The 16822-nt window shown below is 33.9% G+C and carries 11 protein-coding genes; all 11 read left to right on the top strand.

The features are described 5' to 3' along the window. Window positions 1-312 precede the first annotated feature (312 nt). The 11 genes from QO263_RS17675 (at window position 313) to QO263_RS17625 (ending at window position 16773) form a co-directional block, all read left to right on the top strand. A complete protein-coding gene (locus QO263_RS17675) occupies window positions 313-1320 on the top strand; it encodes an amidase domain-containing protein (RefSeq protein WP_285624334.1) in 1008 nt (335 codons plus the stop codon). Window positions 1321-1581: 261 nt separating this feature from the next. Then, the gene (locus tag QO263_RS17670; protein WP_285624331.1) at window positions 1582-1875 is read left to right on the top strand and encodes a hypothetical protein; all 294 of its coding nucleotides are present in this window, start codon (window positions 1582-1584) and stop codon (window positions 1873-1875) included. Window positions 1876-1947: 72 nt separating this feature from the next. Further along, window positions 1948-2886 carry a dipeptidase gene (locus tag QO263_RS17665; protein WP_285624328.1) on the top strand — a complete coding sequence of 313 codons (939 nt, stop codon included), beginning with the start codon at window positions 1948-1950 and terminating at the stop codon, window positions 2884-2886. Between the two features lie 112 nt (window positions 2887-2998). Beyond that, window positions 2999-6289 (top strand): UvrD-helicase domain-containing protein, encoded by a 3291-nt coding sequence (locus QO263_RS17660; RefSeq protein ID WP_285624325.1) that lies wholly within the window; start codon window positions 2999-3001, stop codon window positions 6287-6289. Window positions 6290-6305: 16 nt separating this feature from the next. Beyond that, window positions 6306-8297 carry an NAD-dependent DNA ligase LigA gene (ligA, locus tag QO263_RS17655; protein ID WP_285624323.1) on the top strand — a complete coding sequence of 664 codons (1992 nt, stop codon included), beginning with the start codon at window positions 6306-6308 and terminating at the stop codon, window positions 8295-8297. Window positions 8298-8987: 690 nt separating this feature from the next. Continuing rightward, complete coding sequence (locus QO263_RS17650; protein WP_285624320.1) at window positions 8988-9908, top strand: ABC transporter permease; 921 nt, start codon at window positions 8988-8990, stop codon at window positions 9906-9908. Window positions 9909-9921: 13 nt separating this feature from the next. Beyond that, on the top strand, window positions 9922-10845 hold the full coding sequence (locus QO263_RS17645; protein WP_285624316.1) for an ABC transporter permease: 924 nt from the start codon (window positions 9922-9924) through the stop codon (window positions 10843-10845). Window positions 10846-10858: 13 nt separating this feature from the next. Further along, window positions 10859-11884, top strand: coding sequence for an ABC transporter ATP-binding protein (locus QO263_RS17640; protein WP_285624313.1), 1026 nt, complete (start codon window positions 10859-10861; stop codon window positions 11882-11884). Window positions 11885-11889: 5 nt separating this feature from the next. Further along, window positions 11890-12852, top strand: a complete 963-nt coding sequence (locus QO263_RS17635; RefSeq protein ID WP_285624311.1) for an ABC transporter ATP-binding protein — start codon at window positions 11890-11892, stop codon at window positions 12850-12852. A 142-nt stretch (window positions 12853-12994) separates the two neighbouring features. After that, on the top strand, window positions 12995-14680 hold the full coding sequence (locus tag QO263_RS17630) for a peptide ABC transporter substrate-binding protein (protein ID WP_285624309.1): 1686 nt from the start codon (window positions 12995-12997) through the stop codon (window positions 14678-14680). A 380-nt stretch (window positions 14681-15060) separates the two neighbouring features. Beyond that, complete coding sequence (locus QO263_RS17625) at window positions 15061-16773, top strand: peptide ABC transporter substrate-binding protein (RefSeq protein WP_285624308.1); 1713 nt, start codon at window positions 15061-15063, stop codon at window positions 16771-16773. The last annotated feature ends 49 nt before the right edge of the window (window positions 16774-16822 follow it).

The following is a 16822-nucleotide window of genomic DNA, read 5'->3' as shown; positions in this document are numbered from 1 at the left end:
CATGTCCATTACTGGACACAAAGCTTATATTACTCTGTAAAAATTTATATGTCAATATAAACTTTGACAATTAATAATCAATTTTTTACACCATGGTTCCATTTCATTTGTTGTATTTAAGACAATACCTATTTTTTGGATACCAGCACATACTATAACATTTTTATTGCCATCAGAATATAGAGCTTTAGCAGCAGCAATACTGGCTTTTGCGAAGAAGAGCAAAGGAGCTTGTCATTGACCTATCATGTAATATATCAAATTCCCTTTTTATAGCATAAGATGAATAAAAGCAATGGAGGGAATTTTGCAATGTGGAATAAATTTTTACTGCTTGGAATCAAAAAAGAATCATTTTTAGATAAGAATTTAACTAAAGAACAAATCTATAAGGAGATTCGTCATAGGGTACAGAGGAAAAGGTTTAACTCATATGATTTAGAAAAGCTTTATAAATATGTAATCAATAAAAAATATAATAATAATACTATTATAGAATCAGGGTCAGGCAATAATGAGATTCAAAATATGGAGGAAATTCAAGGCTATAGAAATATAATACATGAAGAGGAATATGTTACTAGATTCATTACTGAAAAATATAATAGGGAAACATCTATATCCAATTGGAAAATGAACTTATATTTATTAAAAGGTAACTACTCTGATATATTGAAGGATAAAAGTATTGATATTGGTTTAATAAATTCCTATATAGAAGGATATTCCTTTGTTGATAATGCGAAAAACAGCTCCTTCAATAAGATTAGAAGAGAAATAAGTACTATATCTGCATATTCTCCTGAAAAAGCTGTGGAATATGCAATAACCTATGCTTTTAATTATAACACCGCCAAATATCCAAGCTATGCAGGCAAGGGAGGAGATTGTGCCAACTTTATTTCACAAGCGCTAAATGCTGGCGGAAAGCCAATGGTAGGTATAAATTCCACTAATTTTAGCAATTGGTTTTGCAGGTCAAACCAACTATGGGACGTAAATAAAATTTCTTCAACCTGGAGAGGTGCAGACGCATTTGGACATTATTGGATGACAAGGGCAGTTTCCTATAGGAACTTCGATAGTTCTCATTTTAAAGAAGACTCTAAATTCAAAAAAGTCCTCTCATATGGAAACAGGGGAGATGCAGTATCTTTATTAAACAGCAATGGCAGACCCTTTCATACATTGATAATTATTGATTATAGTAAGGACGATTTAATATGTGCTGCTCATTCGAATGATACAATAAATGCTTCCTTAAGAGATTATGGCTTTTTTAGTGGTGGAGGAATTAGAGTATATAAAATGAGTGAATAAAAGCTGGTATAATATTATTGTCAATTACATTTGAACATTATTTATTTTTTTGATAGCAGAATAGCAAAGCATACCTATATAGTTAATCTATCTTATCCCTAAGGCTTAAAAACTTAGGGATTATTTGTTCTGTTAAAAGGGTTTAAAAGCAAATGAATATGGAGATGAAGATGGGGAAATTTTTTTAGCTAATATTTATTATAGAATCGTTTCCTATGATTAAGAAGGATATGGTAAAATGAAATAAAGGGGGAGATATGTGTGAAAAAGAAGGTATTATTATTATGCATATTAACTATATTAGTAGCTGTATTGCTATCTGGATGTATACCTGGAGATGGAAGCTACACCAGTAGTAAGCCAGCAGGTTTTCTGTCAGGCATATGGCATGGATGGATTGCTCCAATTTCGTTGATTATAAGTATATTCAAACGCAGCATACGAGTTTATGAAGCCGTAAATAAGGGCTGGTGGTATGATTTTGGCTTCTATATGGCAATAATAAGTGGCTTTGGAGGTATTTCATTTAGTAGAAAGAGGAAAAAGGATAAATAGGATTTAAGATATTTCTGAATAATACTAAATCAGAAAAAAAGAAGCCTAAAAAACTTTGAAGGGACTGAAAAAATGAGACCAATTGATATGCATTGCGATACAATATTGAGACTTATGAAGGATAAGGAAAATCTAGAGCTATACGAAAACGACTTTAGCATAGATATCAAAAAAATGAAAAAAGGAAATTCATTAGCTCAGTTTTTTGCTATGTTTGTATACTTAAAAGAAGAAAAGGACCCTATGGAAATGTGTCTTGAAATGATAGATAAGTTTTATACTGAACTTGAAAAGAATAAAGACAGTATTTCAATAGCAACTAGCTATGAGGATATTATAAAAAATGACAGAGAAGGTAAAATGTCTGCCGTGCTTACTATAGAAGAAGGCGGGACTATTAAGGGAAAACTTGAAAACTTAAGGAATTTCTATAGATTAGGAGTCAGAGCAATAACTCTTACATGGAATTTTCCAAATGAAATTGGATTTCCTAATACATATTATGAATGTAAGGATGAAGGTCTAACTAATTTTGGAGCAGAAGTTGTAAATGAAATGAATAGATTGGGAATGTTGATAGATGTCTCTCATCTTTCGGACCAAGGCTTCTATAATGTGGCGCGACTGTCTTCAAAGCCCTTTATCGCTTCTCATTCTAATGCTAGATCAGTTAAGGAGCATTCTAGAAATCTTAATGATGACATGATAAAAACTCTTTCAGAAAAGGGCGGAATAATGGGAATATGCTTTGAGAAATATTTCTTAGGAGAAAGTGAGAATGCAAAGGTTGAAGATATGATAAAGCATATTAAACATATTAGAAATATAGGTGGAATAGATGTTATAGCATTAGGCTCGGATTTTGATGGATGCAGTCCCAATATAGAAATTGATAATATTGGAGAGATTGAAAAATTGGCATATGGTCTAAGGGATAATAAATTTACAGAGGATGAAATAGATAAAATATTTTATAAGAATGCCTTGAGAGTTATTAAGAATGTATTATAGTTTTAGATAGATATTTCTGTATTTTGCTGCCTTCAATTTTAGATAGTTGAGGGCATTTTATTTTTCCTATATAATAATGAAAAGAGAGGAAAATGAAAGGAGAAACCTATCGATGAATTTTCTAGATGGACTTAATGATAAACAGAGAGAAGCGGTATTGGCTACAGAAGGACCACTGTTAGTTCTTGCTGGTGCAGGTAGTGGAAAGACAAGGGTACTTACTCATAGAATAGCATATATAATACAAGAAAAAGGAGTAAGGCCATATAATATACTTGCTCTTACTTTTACGAATAAGGCAGCAAATGAAATGAAGGAAAGAATTGCAAGATTAATTGGGGACGAAGCAGAAAACATTTGGGCAGGTACATTTCACTCAATATGTGTGAGAATACTTAGAAGAGATATTGAGAAGCTTGGATATGGAAAAAATTTCGTCATATTTGATACAACAGATCAAAAGACTTTAATCAAGGACTGTATCAAGGAATTGAATCTAAATGAAAAAATGTATGAAGTAGCTGCAATGATGGGCTTCATAGGGTCACAAAAAGATAATCTAGTAGAACCAGATACCTATATAAATCAAAACTATGGCGATTTTAGAGAGAGACAAAAAGGAGAGATATATAGCCTCTATCAAAAAAAGCTTAAGGAAAACAACGCTTTAGACTTTGATGATTTAATTAATAAAACTATAGAACTATTTAAACAGTTTACAAATATACTCGAATTTTATCAGGATAAATTTAAGTATATATTAGTTGATGAATATCAAGATACAAACAGAGCACAGTATATACTAATCAATTTATTGTCAAAGAAATATAATAACATCTGTGTGGTGGGAGATGATGACCAATGTATTCTTCAAGGTATGTTGGTTAATACGCCGGACGGCAGCATACCTATTGAACAACTTTTAGAGGGGCAAAGGGTTTACTCACCGTCTGGCTGGGGAAACGTGTTAGAAGGAATTGTAGAAAAAAAGATAGAAAAAGAATATTCGGGTCCAATAGTAAAAATTAAAACTCAAAAAGGAAATGTTATTAAGACAACTCCTAATCATATTATGTTTGGAAAGCTAAATGTTCAACCTGGAGTATATTATGTTTACCTTATGTACAAAAAAGGAAAAGGATACAGAATCGGACAAACACAAGGAGTTAGAAGCAGAGAAGGTGAGATTATTAATGGTTTAATGGTGAGATTAAACCAAGAACATGGAGATAAGGCTTGGATTCTTAAAATATGTAACAGCAAAGAAGAAACAGTTTTTTATGAGCAGTTATATTCATTTAAGTATGGAATACCTACTACTGTATTTCATAATGTTGGTAGAGGGATTTCATTAACTCAAAACTATATAGATGAACTATTTAGTGAAATAGATACAGAAAGTAATGCCATTAAGCTAATGAATGATCTCCTAATTTTTGAAGAGTTTCCACACCATAGACCTAATGCTATAATTAGTGGAGGAACTATAAGAAGACTTGTAAACTTAACCTTTTTTGGAGGGAGAATAACAGGCGCAGATAAAGGTTGGCATAGCCATAGAATCGCATTTAACACTTCTAATGATGAACTGGAAGAAAAAGCTAGAAGGGCAGGCTTCCCTGTGAGGAAAGGGCAAAGGAATACTTGGAGAATTGAAACTGAGAGAATATACTATGATGAAACTAATGTGTATGGAAAGAGTATTCAAGAATTGGATAACGGAATAGAGATAGTGAGAAGGGCAAGATTAACTGAGGATGAAAGCTTTTACTATATGCCAGCTTCTCACATCAAGCCATCAATGAGTATAGCTGCATTCCAAGATGGTAAAATAATAGAAGATATTGTTGAAGAAGTTTCAATTGAAGAATATGATGGATATGTTTATGATATCTCTGTACCTAATTTTAGACAATATTTGTGCCAAGGTATAGCTGTTCATAACTCCATATATGGATGGCGCGGGGCTGATATCAGAAATATCCTAGACTTTGAAAAGGATTATTCAAATGCAGAGGTCATCAAACTAGAACAAAACTACCGCTCCACAAAGACAATCCTAAATGCTGCCAACCAGGTAATTGAAAACAATGAAGGTAGAAAGAGTAAAAGATTATGGACTGCAAACGACGAAGGATGTCTAATAAAAATTTTCAGCGGAGCAAATGAACATGAAGAAGCTAATTTCATAGTAGATAAAATAAAAGAAGTATCTGAAAAAGAAGACAAAAAATTATCAGACTTTGCTATTTTATATAGAACAAATGCTCAGTCACGTGTAATAGAAGAAGCATTTTTAAAAGCTAATATACCTTATAAAATAGTTGGAGGACATAAATTCTATGATAGAAAAGAAATAAAGGATATCATAGCTTATTTAAGATTAATTCAGAACCCTGTAGACAATTATGCATTTAAAAGGATAGTAAATGTGCCAAAAAGAGGGTTAGGCAAGACAACATTAGATAGATTAGAGCAATACAGTATAAAAAAAGAAGACAGTATATTTGGAGCAATGCTAGAATGTGATGAAATACCGGGACTTACTCCAAGAGCTAAAGACAGCTTGAACTCTTTTTCTTTATTGATAAGAAAATTTATGGCCATGAAAGAGCTATTTACTGTAACGGAGTTAATAGAAAATATAATAGACTCAATTGGATATATTGAGGAAATACAACAGGAGGAAACTGTACAGGCAGAGTCTAGAATAGAGAATATTAAAGAGTTTTTATCAGTAGCTGTGAATTTTGAAGAAACCAGTGAAGACAAAACTCTCGAAGGGTTTCTTGCAAATATCTCACTTCTTTCAGATTTAGATAAAACAGATGAAAATGATAGAGACACAGTTACAATGATGACTCTGCATAGTGCAAAGGGACTTGAATTTCCAGTAGTTTTTATGACCGGAATGGAAGAAAGTCTATTTCCAACTTCTAGAGCATATTTTAGTGAGGACGATATGGAAGAGGAAAGAAGGCTATGCTACGTAGGCATCACAAGAGCAGAGGAAATGTTATTTATGACACGTGCCTTCAGTCGTATGCTTTATGGTAAAACAGGTGTTAACTCCATGTCTAGATTTTTAAGAGAAGTACCCGATGAGTTTATTGAGGATTTAAATGAAAGCGAAGCAAGTACTGTATCTACGATACCTACTAAGATAAATGTTAATACTTCTTCGAAATACTTTGCAGGATATACTGTAGAAAATACCAGAAAAGCTCCTGTGGTTTCAAATCTAGACGTTAAGCCTGGGACGAAGGTTAACCATAAGGCTTGGGGTATAGGTACAGTAGTTCAGGTCAAAGATTTAGATAATGATAAAGAGTTAATAATTGCATTTAATAGTCAGGGTATAAAGAAATTGATGCTTTCATTTGCACCTATAGAAATTTTATAGAGAGAGGGTGAACTTTTTGAATAAACAGGATAGAATAAAGGAACTAGTAGATATACTAAATCAGCTTAGTTACTATTACTATACATTAGATAGTCCAAAGGTCAGCGATAAGGAGTACGATGCACTTTATGATGAGCTGTTGAGACTTGAAAGTGAAACTGGCATTATATTGTCAGATTCACCTACTCAAAGAGTAGGTGGAGCACCTCTAGAAAAATTCGAAAAGCATAGACATCTAAGAAGTTTGTGGAGTTTAGATAAGGGGCAAAGCTTTGGAGAGCTTAGAAGCTGGGATCAAAGAGCAAGAAAGCTAATTGAGCAGTATAATTCAGAACATGATGAAAAATTGCCAGAGCCAACTTATGACATGGAGTTAAAATTTGATGGATTAACAATTAATTTGACTTATGTAGATGGAAATCTAGTCCAAGGTGCTACTAGAGGAAATGGAACTATAGGAGAGGCTATATTGCCACAGCTAAAAACTATAAAATCTATACCACTTAGTATAAAGCATAAAGGCACTATAGAGGTGCAAGGGGAAGGGTTAATGCCACTTTCTGCTCTTGAAAAATACAATGAAACAGCAGCAGAACCTCTTAAGAATGCAAGAAATGCTGCTGCAGGTGCTTTAAGAAACCTTGATCCAAAGGTTACTGCAGAGAGAAATCTAACAGCTTATTTTTACAATATAGGTTATTCTGAAGGGCTTAGGTTTAACACTCATGTCGAAATGATAGAATTTTTGAAGGAAAATAGGTTTCCAGTAAATGAATACTTTAAATCATTTAACAACATAGAAGAAGTAATAGAAGAAATTGAGAGAGTGAAAGAAGATAGAAAAGGTTTAGACATACTTACTGATGGACTAGTAATAAAAATAAACGACATGAGAACTAGAGAAGCTCTAGGATATACGCAGAAGTTTCCTAGGTGGGCTATTGCATACAAATTTGAGGCAGAGGAAGTAACTACGAAGCTTTTAGGTATAGAGTGGAATGTGGGAAGGACTGGAAAGGTTACTCCAACAGCGCTCCTGGAGCCTATTGATATTGGAGGAGTCACAGTAAAAAGGGCAACCCTCAATAACTGGGATGATATACAGAGAAAAAAGGTAGCCATAGGCTGCAGAGTGTGGATAAGAAGGTCGAATGATGTAATACCAGAGATAATGGGAACCGTAGAGGATAGCTGTCAGGAAGCAGAATTAATACCAAAGCCTGAAAAATGTCCAGCCTGCGATAGTGAGCTTGTGCAAGAAGGAGTACATATATTTTGTCCCAATTCTCTATCCTGTAAGCCTCAGCTTGTATCTAGATTAGTCCATTATGCCAGCAGGGATGCTATGAACATAGAAGGATTTAGTGAAAAGACTGCCTCTCAGCTTTTCGAAGAGATTCACTTAAAGGATATACCTGGGTTATATGAGCTTAAGCTCGAAGATATAATAAATCTGGAGAGGTTTGGACCTAAAAAAGCGCAAAATCTTCTGGATGCTATTGAAAAGAGCAAAGAATGTAAATTAGATTCATTTGTATATGCATTGGGAATACCTAATGTAGGTAAAAAAACTGCCACTGACCTAGCTGATGAATTTCAATCCTTAGAAAAGTTAATGGAAGCAAAGCATGAGGAACTTATAAAAGTACCTGATATTGGAGATATAGTGGCTAATAGCGTAATTGAATTTTTTCATGATGAAAAAATAGTGAATAGTATTGACAAATTATTATCAGAAGGAATTAAGATTAGATATGAACACGAGAAAATAGAAGAAGAAACCATATTTACTGGTAAAACAGTTGTAATAACTGGTACCATCGAGGGGTATAGCAGAAGCCAATCTGAGGAAAAGGTCAAAAAAATGGGTGGGAAAGCCTCAGGAAGTGTAAGCAAAAAAACAGATTATGTAATTGTTGGGGAAGAAGCTGGTTCCAAGGCAGATAAAGCTAAAGAGCTAGGAGTAAAGATAATTACTGGTGAAGAGTTTTTAAATATAGTAAAATAAGATAATAAAGCAATATTATCTAAGTAATAACAAGAAAATGCAGGATGTGCCAATCATTCCTGCATTTTCTTGTTATTTTAAGAAGAATAATGTTGCATCTTTTTCTTTTTATGCGTATAATATTTTCTTATAGGCAAGTTTTATAAGCTGGCATATTAAGCCAATTAAGATATTTTTATTTTTAAATTACCAAGTTTGATTTAATACTTATTCAAAAAAATAGAATAAGAATTCAATACATCAAATAGAATTGTTAAATTTTCTTAATAAATCAGATGAATTTATTTTATAAAATAGAGATTAAATAAATACAAAAAAAGAATTTTATACCATAAGTATTTGAAGAGTTTCTTTTTAAAATAGCTATTTCTTAATAAATATAAGCTAAGAAAATCGCATGAATTAAGTATTGTTACATTTTATTAATAATTTATTTAACTAGATTTAATTGAAATGTGTATAGATATGATGTATCATAATAAAAAAGTTTTAAAAGTTCTGACAATTGGTAAATGCATTTCATATCATACTTATCTTGCTTATAATGTAGCCTTATCTTAATAATCTATTATCTTAGAGGCTTCAAAATGTTTTTCATTCTAATTTTATTTTCTATTGAAATTATTGGGGAGGGAGAGTGGTTTTTTTGACGTTTTTTAGGACTTTTAATAGAATTTTGGAGGTGTATTCATGTTAAGGTATACTTTGAAACGGGGTATTATAGCTTTAATTACTATCTGGGTAATCATAACTGTTACTTTTTTCTTAATGCGTGCAATACCTGGAGATCCATTTACTAATGAAAAGAAAATTCAACCCCAAATTATGGAGAACTTAAAGAGAAAATACGGCTTAGATCAGCCTCTAGTAGTTCAATATGGAAAATATCTTCAAAATCTGCTTAAAGGTGATTTAGGAGATTCTATGAAGTACAAAACAAGAACAGTCAATGAAATGTTAAAAACCTCCTTCCCTGTCTCTGCTAAGCTTGGTTTAATGGCAGCAACTTTAGGAGCAGGGTTAGGAATTACCTTTGGTATTATTGCAGCATTACACAGAGGTAAAGCATTTGACTACTTCGTTATTTTTCTTGCAGTCATAGGAGTTTCGGTACCTAGCTTTGTGTTTGCAGCATTGTTCCAATACTGGTTCGGAGCAAAGCTTCAATGGTTTCCTGTAGCTAGATGGGGTACATGGAAGCACTATGTACTTCCAGTTTCAGCTTTAGGATTTACTATGATTGCGTATATTGCCAGAATGATGAGAACTAGTATGCTAGATGTTTTGAATCAAGATTACATTAGAACTGCAAAGGCAAAGGGTCTTTCAAGAAGTGTTGTAACATGGAAGCATACAATTAGAAACGCTATACTTCCAGTAGTCACTATAATAGGTGTAAGTATTGCAGGTGTTATAGTAGGCTCATTCGTTGTTGAATCGATATATGCTGTTCCTGGTATGGGTAAATATTATGTTCAGAGTATTCAGCAAAGCGACTATACGTTAATCATGGGAACAACAATATTTTATGCGGTGATTCTTGTAGTTATGATGTATTTAATAGATATTGTCTATGGACTAGTTGACCCAAGAATAAGATTAGATGATTAAAGGGGGGAATAAAATGGCACAAGATAGAATAGAGAAAGATATGTTTGAAGTAGTAGGCAAAGATTTAGAGAGTGCTGATGCAATAATTAGACCAAGTTTAACTTACTGGGCAGATGCTTGGAGAAGGCTTAAAGAGAATAAGCTAGCAATAATTGCATTAATAGTATTGACTTTAGTAGTTATCATGGCTTTTGTAGGACCTATGATAAGTCCTCACACTTATGATAAACAGGACTTTACTTCTATAAATAAAGAACCAAGTTCATCACACTGGTTCGGTACAGATGCTTTAGGAAGGGACATATTTGTTAGATGCTGGGAAGGTGCGAAAGTTTCACTCTTTATAGGTTTAGTATCGGCAGTCATTAATGTTACAATAGGTATTATTTATGGTGGTATATCTGGTTATTTAGGTGGATATGTAGATATCATTATGATGCGTTTTGTTGAGATTATATACTCTATTCCAGAACTACTATGGGTAATTCTTCTAATGGTAGTATTGGGTACAGGATTAAAAACCATAATTATTGCCATATCTATTTCTGGCTGGGGAGGAATGGCCCGATTAGTTAGAGGTCAGGTATTGCAATTGAAGCAAATGGAATTTGTATTGGCTGCTAAGACACTAGGAGCTGATACATCTAGAATTATTGCACAACACTTGATTCCAAATGCAATGGGACCAATTATTATTAACCTTACATTCCAGGTTCCTGGTGCTATATTTACTGAGGCCTTCTTAAGCTATATCGGACTTGGTATTCAGCCACCTCTAGCAAGCTGGGGTAGTTTAGCTAATGAAGGAACATTGATGCTATTAATAAAGCCATATCAATTGTTCTTTCCAGCACTTCTAATATGTGTCACGATGCTTGCATTTAATATTTTAGGTGATGGTCTAAGAGACTCATTAGACCCAAGACTTAGAAAGTAAGGGGGGATAGAAATTGGAAAGTAAAGACAATGTTTTGCTGGATGTTAGAGACTTGACTGTATCCTTTGACACTTATGCTGGAGAAGTGCAGGCTGTCAGAGGAACAACATTTCATGTAAAAAAAGGTGAGACCTTAGCTATAGTTGGAGAATCAGGTTGTGGTAAATCAGTTACTGCACAGACAATAATGCAGCTTATTCCAATGCCCCCTGGAAGGATAAAAAAAGGCAATGTATTCTTTGAGGGAAAAGACTTAGCTAAGCTTACAGATAAACAGATGGAAGCAGTTCGTGGTAAAGATATAAGTATGATTTTCCAAGATCCTATGACTTCTTTAAACCCAACTATGAGAGTTGGTAAACAGATAATGGAAGGTCTTATGAAACATCAAAAAATGACTAAGTCAGAAGCAAAAGAACGAGCTATGGAAATGCTAAGGCTAGTAGGTATGCCAACACCTGAAAAACGTGTTGAGCAGTACCCGCATGAATTTAGTGGTGGTATGAGGCAAAGAGCTATGATTGCCATTGCTCTAGCATGTAATCCAAAGCTATTAATAGCTGATGAGCCTACAACAGCATTAGACGTTACTATCCAAGCTCAAATCATGGAGCTAATGCAGGATTTACAAAATAAACTTAATACATCTATTATTTTGATAACCCATGACCTTGGAGTTGTTGCTAAGGTAGCAGATAGAATAGCAGTTATGTATGCAGGGGTTATAATTGAAAGTGGTACAGCAAATGAAATATTCCACAACCCTCAGCATCCATATACATGGGGACTCTTAAAATCAGTGCCAAGACTAGATATAGGTCAAAAGGAGAGACTTGTACCAATAGAAGGAACTCCTCCAGATTTATTTGCCCCACCTAAGGGCTGTCCATTTGCAGCTAGATGTGATTATGCTATGAAAATATGTAAAGAAAATCATCCTGAAAAGAGCAACCTAAATGATATACATTATGTGCATTGTTGGCTTCAACATGAAGATGCACCTAAGGTTAAAAATCCTATTACCGGGGAAGGGAGGTAGCTATTATGGATGAAAGAAAAACATTAATAGAAGTCAGGGACTTAAAAAAACATTTTAATGTTGGCAGAGGACTAACTCTTAAGGCTGTAGATGGAATAAGCTTCAGTATAAAAGAAGGGGAAACTTTAGGACTAGTTGGAGAGTCAGGCTGTGGCAAATCCACTGCTGGTAGGACTATTGTAGGCTTATACGATATAACAGGCGGAGAGATTATCTTTGATGGTATGGATGTTGGCAGACTTAGCAGATTAGAAAAGAAGCATTTCACTAGATCAGCACAGATGATATTTCAAGATCCATATGCTTCCCTCAATCCTAGAATGACAGTTACTGATATTATTGGAGAAGGAATAGACATTCATGGGCTTTACAAAGGACAAGATAGACAAAAAAGAATATATAATTTGCTAGAATTAGTTGGTTTGAGAAGAGAACATGCAAATAGATATCCTCATGAGTTTAGTGGTGGACAAAGACAACGTATAGGAATAGCTAGAGCACTTGCTGTTGAACCTAAATTCATTGTTTGTGATGAACCTATTTCTGCTCTTGATGTATCTATTCAAGCTCAAGTAGTAAATCTACTTGAAGACTTACAAAATGAGTTTGGACTCACTTATTTATTCATTGCTCATGATTTGAGCATGGTTAAGCATATTTCAGATAGAATAGCAGTCATGTATCTAGGTGCGATAGTAGAGCTTGCAGCTAGCAATGAGCTTTATGAAAAACCTCTTCATCCTTATACACAGGCACTATTATCGGCTGTACCGATTCCTGATCCTGATGTCGAAAGGGGCAGGACTAGAATAATGCTGGAGGGAGATGTACCAAGCCCTATAAATCCATCACCAGGATGCAAGTTCCAAGGTAGATGTAGAATGGTTCAAGATATTTGCAGGAAAAGTGCTCCTGAATTAAAAGAAGCTTATCCAGAACATTTTGTTGCATGTCATATGGTGAGATAGATCATTAACTAGCATAGGATGAACATTGATTTCCTTCACTTTTAGCAGGAAATCAAGGAAATTAACTATACTCCTGAAAACCTGAAGGAATCAATTTCATATATACACTTTAATATTTTTACAATAAAGGGAGGAGAAAAGTATGAGAAGAAACAAATGGGTAGCATTAGTTTTAGCTCTAATGATGGTGCTAACTCTAGGATTAGCCGGCTGTGGTAAAACTAACGCAGACGACAAAGGAACAAATGATAACAATGGTAGCGATGCTTCTAAAGGGGAAGAAAAATTAGCAGCAGAGCAGGTATTAAAAGTGAACTGGCAATCTGATCCACCAGATCTAGATCCACAAACAACAACAGACCAGGTTTCATTTTGGATTATTAATGCTGTTTATGATGGTTTAGTAAGAACTCAACCAGATGGAACTATTCCAAAGGGTTCAGGATTAGCAGAAGACTGGACAATTAGTGAGGATGGATTAACTTATACATTCAAACTAAAGGATGCTAACTGGTCAGATGGTACACCAATAACTGCACAAGATTTTGAATATGCATGGTTTAGAGCAATCGATCCAGAGGTAGCTTCAGAATATGCATATCAGTTCTATCACATTAAAAATGCAGAAGCATTTAATACTGGAAAAATAACAGATAAAAATGAAGTAGGTATCAAAGCGTTAGATGAAAAGACATTGGAAGTTACACTAGAAAGACCAACTCCATTCTTCCTAAGTTTAACATCATTTATCACTTATATACCTGCACAAAAAGCGGCTGTTGAAGAATTTGGTGAAGAATTTGCTTCAGCACCAGATAAAATGGTTTATAGCGGACCATTTATGATTGAATCATGGGATAAAGAGCAAAAATTAAATCTAGCTAAAAATCCAAATTATTGGGATGCAGATACTGTTAAGCTTGAAAGAATCGAAGGAGATATGATTTCTGACAATAACACTAAAATTAATCTTTATGATACTGGTGAGTTAGATGTTACAGCAGTTCCATCAGAATTTTTAAGCAAATATAAAGATACACCAGAATTTGGCTCAACAGCAGATGCATCGACTTGGTATTTACAATTTAATATGGAAGATAAATACTTCAGTAATATAAACATCAGAAAGGCATTTGGTTATGCATCAGATAGACAATCATATGTTGATAATATACTTGCAGATGGTTCAATGGTAGCAGGTGGATTAACACCACCACTACTAGCAGGAAAAGATGGAAAGGATTTTGCTGAAAATCGTGGAAACTTGTATCCAGAATTTGATTCAGCAAAGGCTAAAGAATATTTTGAAACAGGATTAAAAGAACTTGGAATAACTAAAGAAGAATTTGAAAAGCATGTATCCTTTATAGGAGGAGAATCCACATGGTGGAGCAGAACAATGCAAGCATTGCAACAAATGTGGAAGGATAATCTAGGAGTAGAGCTTAAGATAGAACAAATGTCATTTGCTATGCGTCTAGAAAGATATGACAAAAAAGATTATGGAATAAGCGTTGCTGGTTGGAGTGGAGACTACAACGATGCGATGACATTTATGGATTTATTTTTAACAGACGGAGGAAATAACGATGCCTTCTATTCAAACCCAGAATATGATGAATTAATTAATAAGGCTATGAATGGCTCTGGGGATGAAAGAATCGATGCTATGCTGGAAGCCGAAAATCTATTAGCTAAAGATTATCCAATATATCCATTATTCCATCCAGCAAGAGTATATGTACAAAAAGAATATGTTAAAGGAATTGAAAGATTTGCAGTTGGTTGTGATACTGAATATAAATGGGCATATGTCCTAGAACACTAGAATAAAAAAAGCGATGAATTTTAAATTCATCGCTTTTTTTTATAATAAAGTAATTATAAGCTATGTACATGCATAAAAATTAATACAAAAGTAAATTGATCTGCAGAAAAGAGATTTATTCTTCTAAGATAGCTATTATCAAAGAAACTGCAATTTTGAAAGGTATTTATCATATTATTAAATATGTTTATATGCATTAACCTATTGACAAATGTTACTATTATGTAATAACATTATTACACTAAAGTATTTTTTCTAAATATACAGAATATTAGAATGCTATATTATTTTATTTATTTAGGAGGTGAAAGTTTAGCAAGAAGGATTGATAAGTATTTTTAAAATGTGCAAGTAAATAGAAAATTAAGGGGGAAAGCTTAATGAGAAAGCTCATAGCATTAACATTGGTTTTAGTGATAATTTTGTCGCTAGGTCTTGTAGGATGTAATAAGACTGAACCTGTATCTCAAGGACCAGACCAACAAGGACCAGACCAGCAAGGAAAAGATAACGTGCCAACTGATACACCTGCTGATGACCCTGGGGAAAAGTTAGCAGCAGATCAAACATTAAGAGTGAACTGGGGATCAGATCCACCAGATTTAGATCCGCAAACTACAACAGATCAGGTTTCTATGTGGATTACTAACGCAATATATGACGGTTTAGTAAGAACTCAACCAGATGGTTCTACTCCAAAGGGATCAGGATTAGCAGAAGACTGGACTATCAGTGATGATGAACTAATTTATACATTCAAGCTAAAAGATGCTAAATGGTCAGATGGTACTCCAATAACTGCATATGATTTTGAATACGCATGGTTTAGAGCTATAGATCCGGAAGTAGCAGCGGAATATGCATATCAGTTTTATCATATTAAAAATGCAGAAGAATTTAACACGAAAAAAATTACAGATAAAAATGAAGTAGGTATTAAGGCTTTAGATGAAAAGACATTGCAGGTTGAATTGGTAAGACCAACGGTATTTTTCCTAGGCTTGACATCATTTGTAACTTATGTACCTGCACAAAAAGCAGCTGTAGAAAAGTATGGTGAAGAATTTGCTTCAGCTCCAGACAAAATGGTTTACAGTGGACCATTTGTAATTGAGCTTTGGGAAAGAGAACAAAAATTAGTATTGGCTAAAAATCCCAATTACTGGGATGCAGATACAGTCAAGCTTGAAAGAATAGAAGGAGACATGATCAAAGAAAATAATACTATAGTTAATCTTTATGATACTGGTGAACTTGATGTAATAGTAGTACCACCAGAATTCTTAACTACTTATCATAATACACCAGAATTTGGCTCAGCAGCAGATTCAACTACATGGTATTTCCAGTTTAATATGGATGACAAGTATTATAGCAATATAAATATTAGAAAAGCATTTGCATATGGTGCAGATAGGCAAGCATTTGTTGATAAAGTGCTAGCAAATGGCTCTATAGTAGCAGGAGGATTAACACCACCACTATTGGCAGGAAAAGATGGAAAAGACTTTGCAGAGAATCGTGGAGATTTGACGGCACCTTTTGACCCTGTGAAAGCTAAAGAATATTTAGAAACAGGATTAAAAGAACTTGGAATAACTAAAGAAGAATTACAAAAACATTCTTCGATTGTGGCAGGTAATACTACAACATGGAGCAGAATAAGTCAGGCATTCCAACAAATGTGGAAGGATAATCTAGGAATAGAGCTTAAAATAGAGGAAATGGAATTTGCTATGCGTCTAGAAAGATACAATAAGAAGGATTACACAATAAGTTTAGCTGGTTGGGGCGGAGATTACAATGATCCAATGTCATTTATGGATTTATTTGTAACAGATGGCGGAAATAACGATGCATATTATTCAAATCCAGATTACGATGCATATATTAAGAAGGCTATTGAAGGTGAGGGAGACGAAAGAATAGATGCTATGCTAGAAGCAGAGAAGCTATTGGTCAAGGATCTTCCAATATATCCCGTATATCATCCAGCAAGAATATATGTACAAAGAGAATATGTAAAGGATATTATTAGATTTGCAGTTGGCTGTGATACAGAATATAAGTGGGCTTATATTGTAGAACACTAAAAATATGGAGAAAACAGCGGTGAAAAATTTCACCGCTGTTTTTTGTATA

Origin of the sequence: Proteiniborus sp. MB09-C3, from assembly GCF_030263895.1 — a bacterium.
Classification (GTDB): Bacteria; Bacillota; Clostridia; order Tissierellales; family Proteiniboraceae; genus Proteiniborus.
Note: the sequence above shows the minus strand (reverse complement) of the source record. Positions and strands in the feature narration are given on the sequence as shown.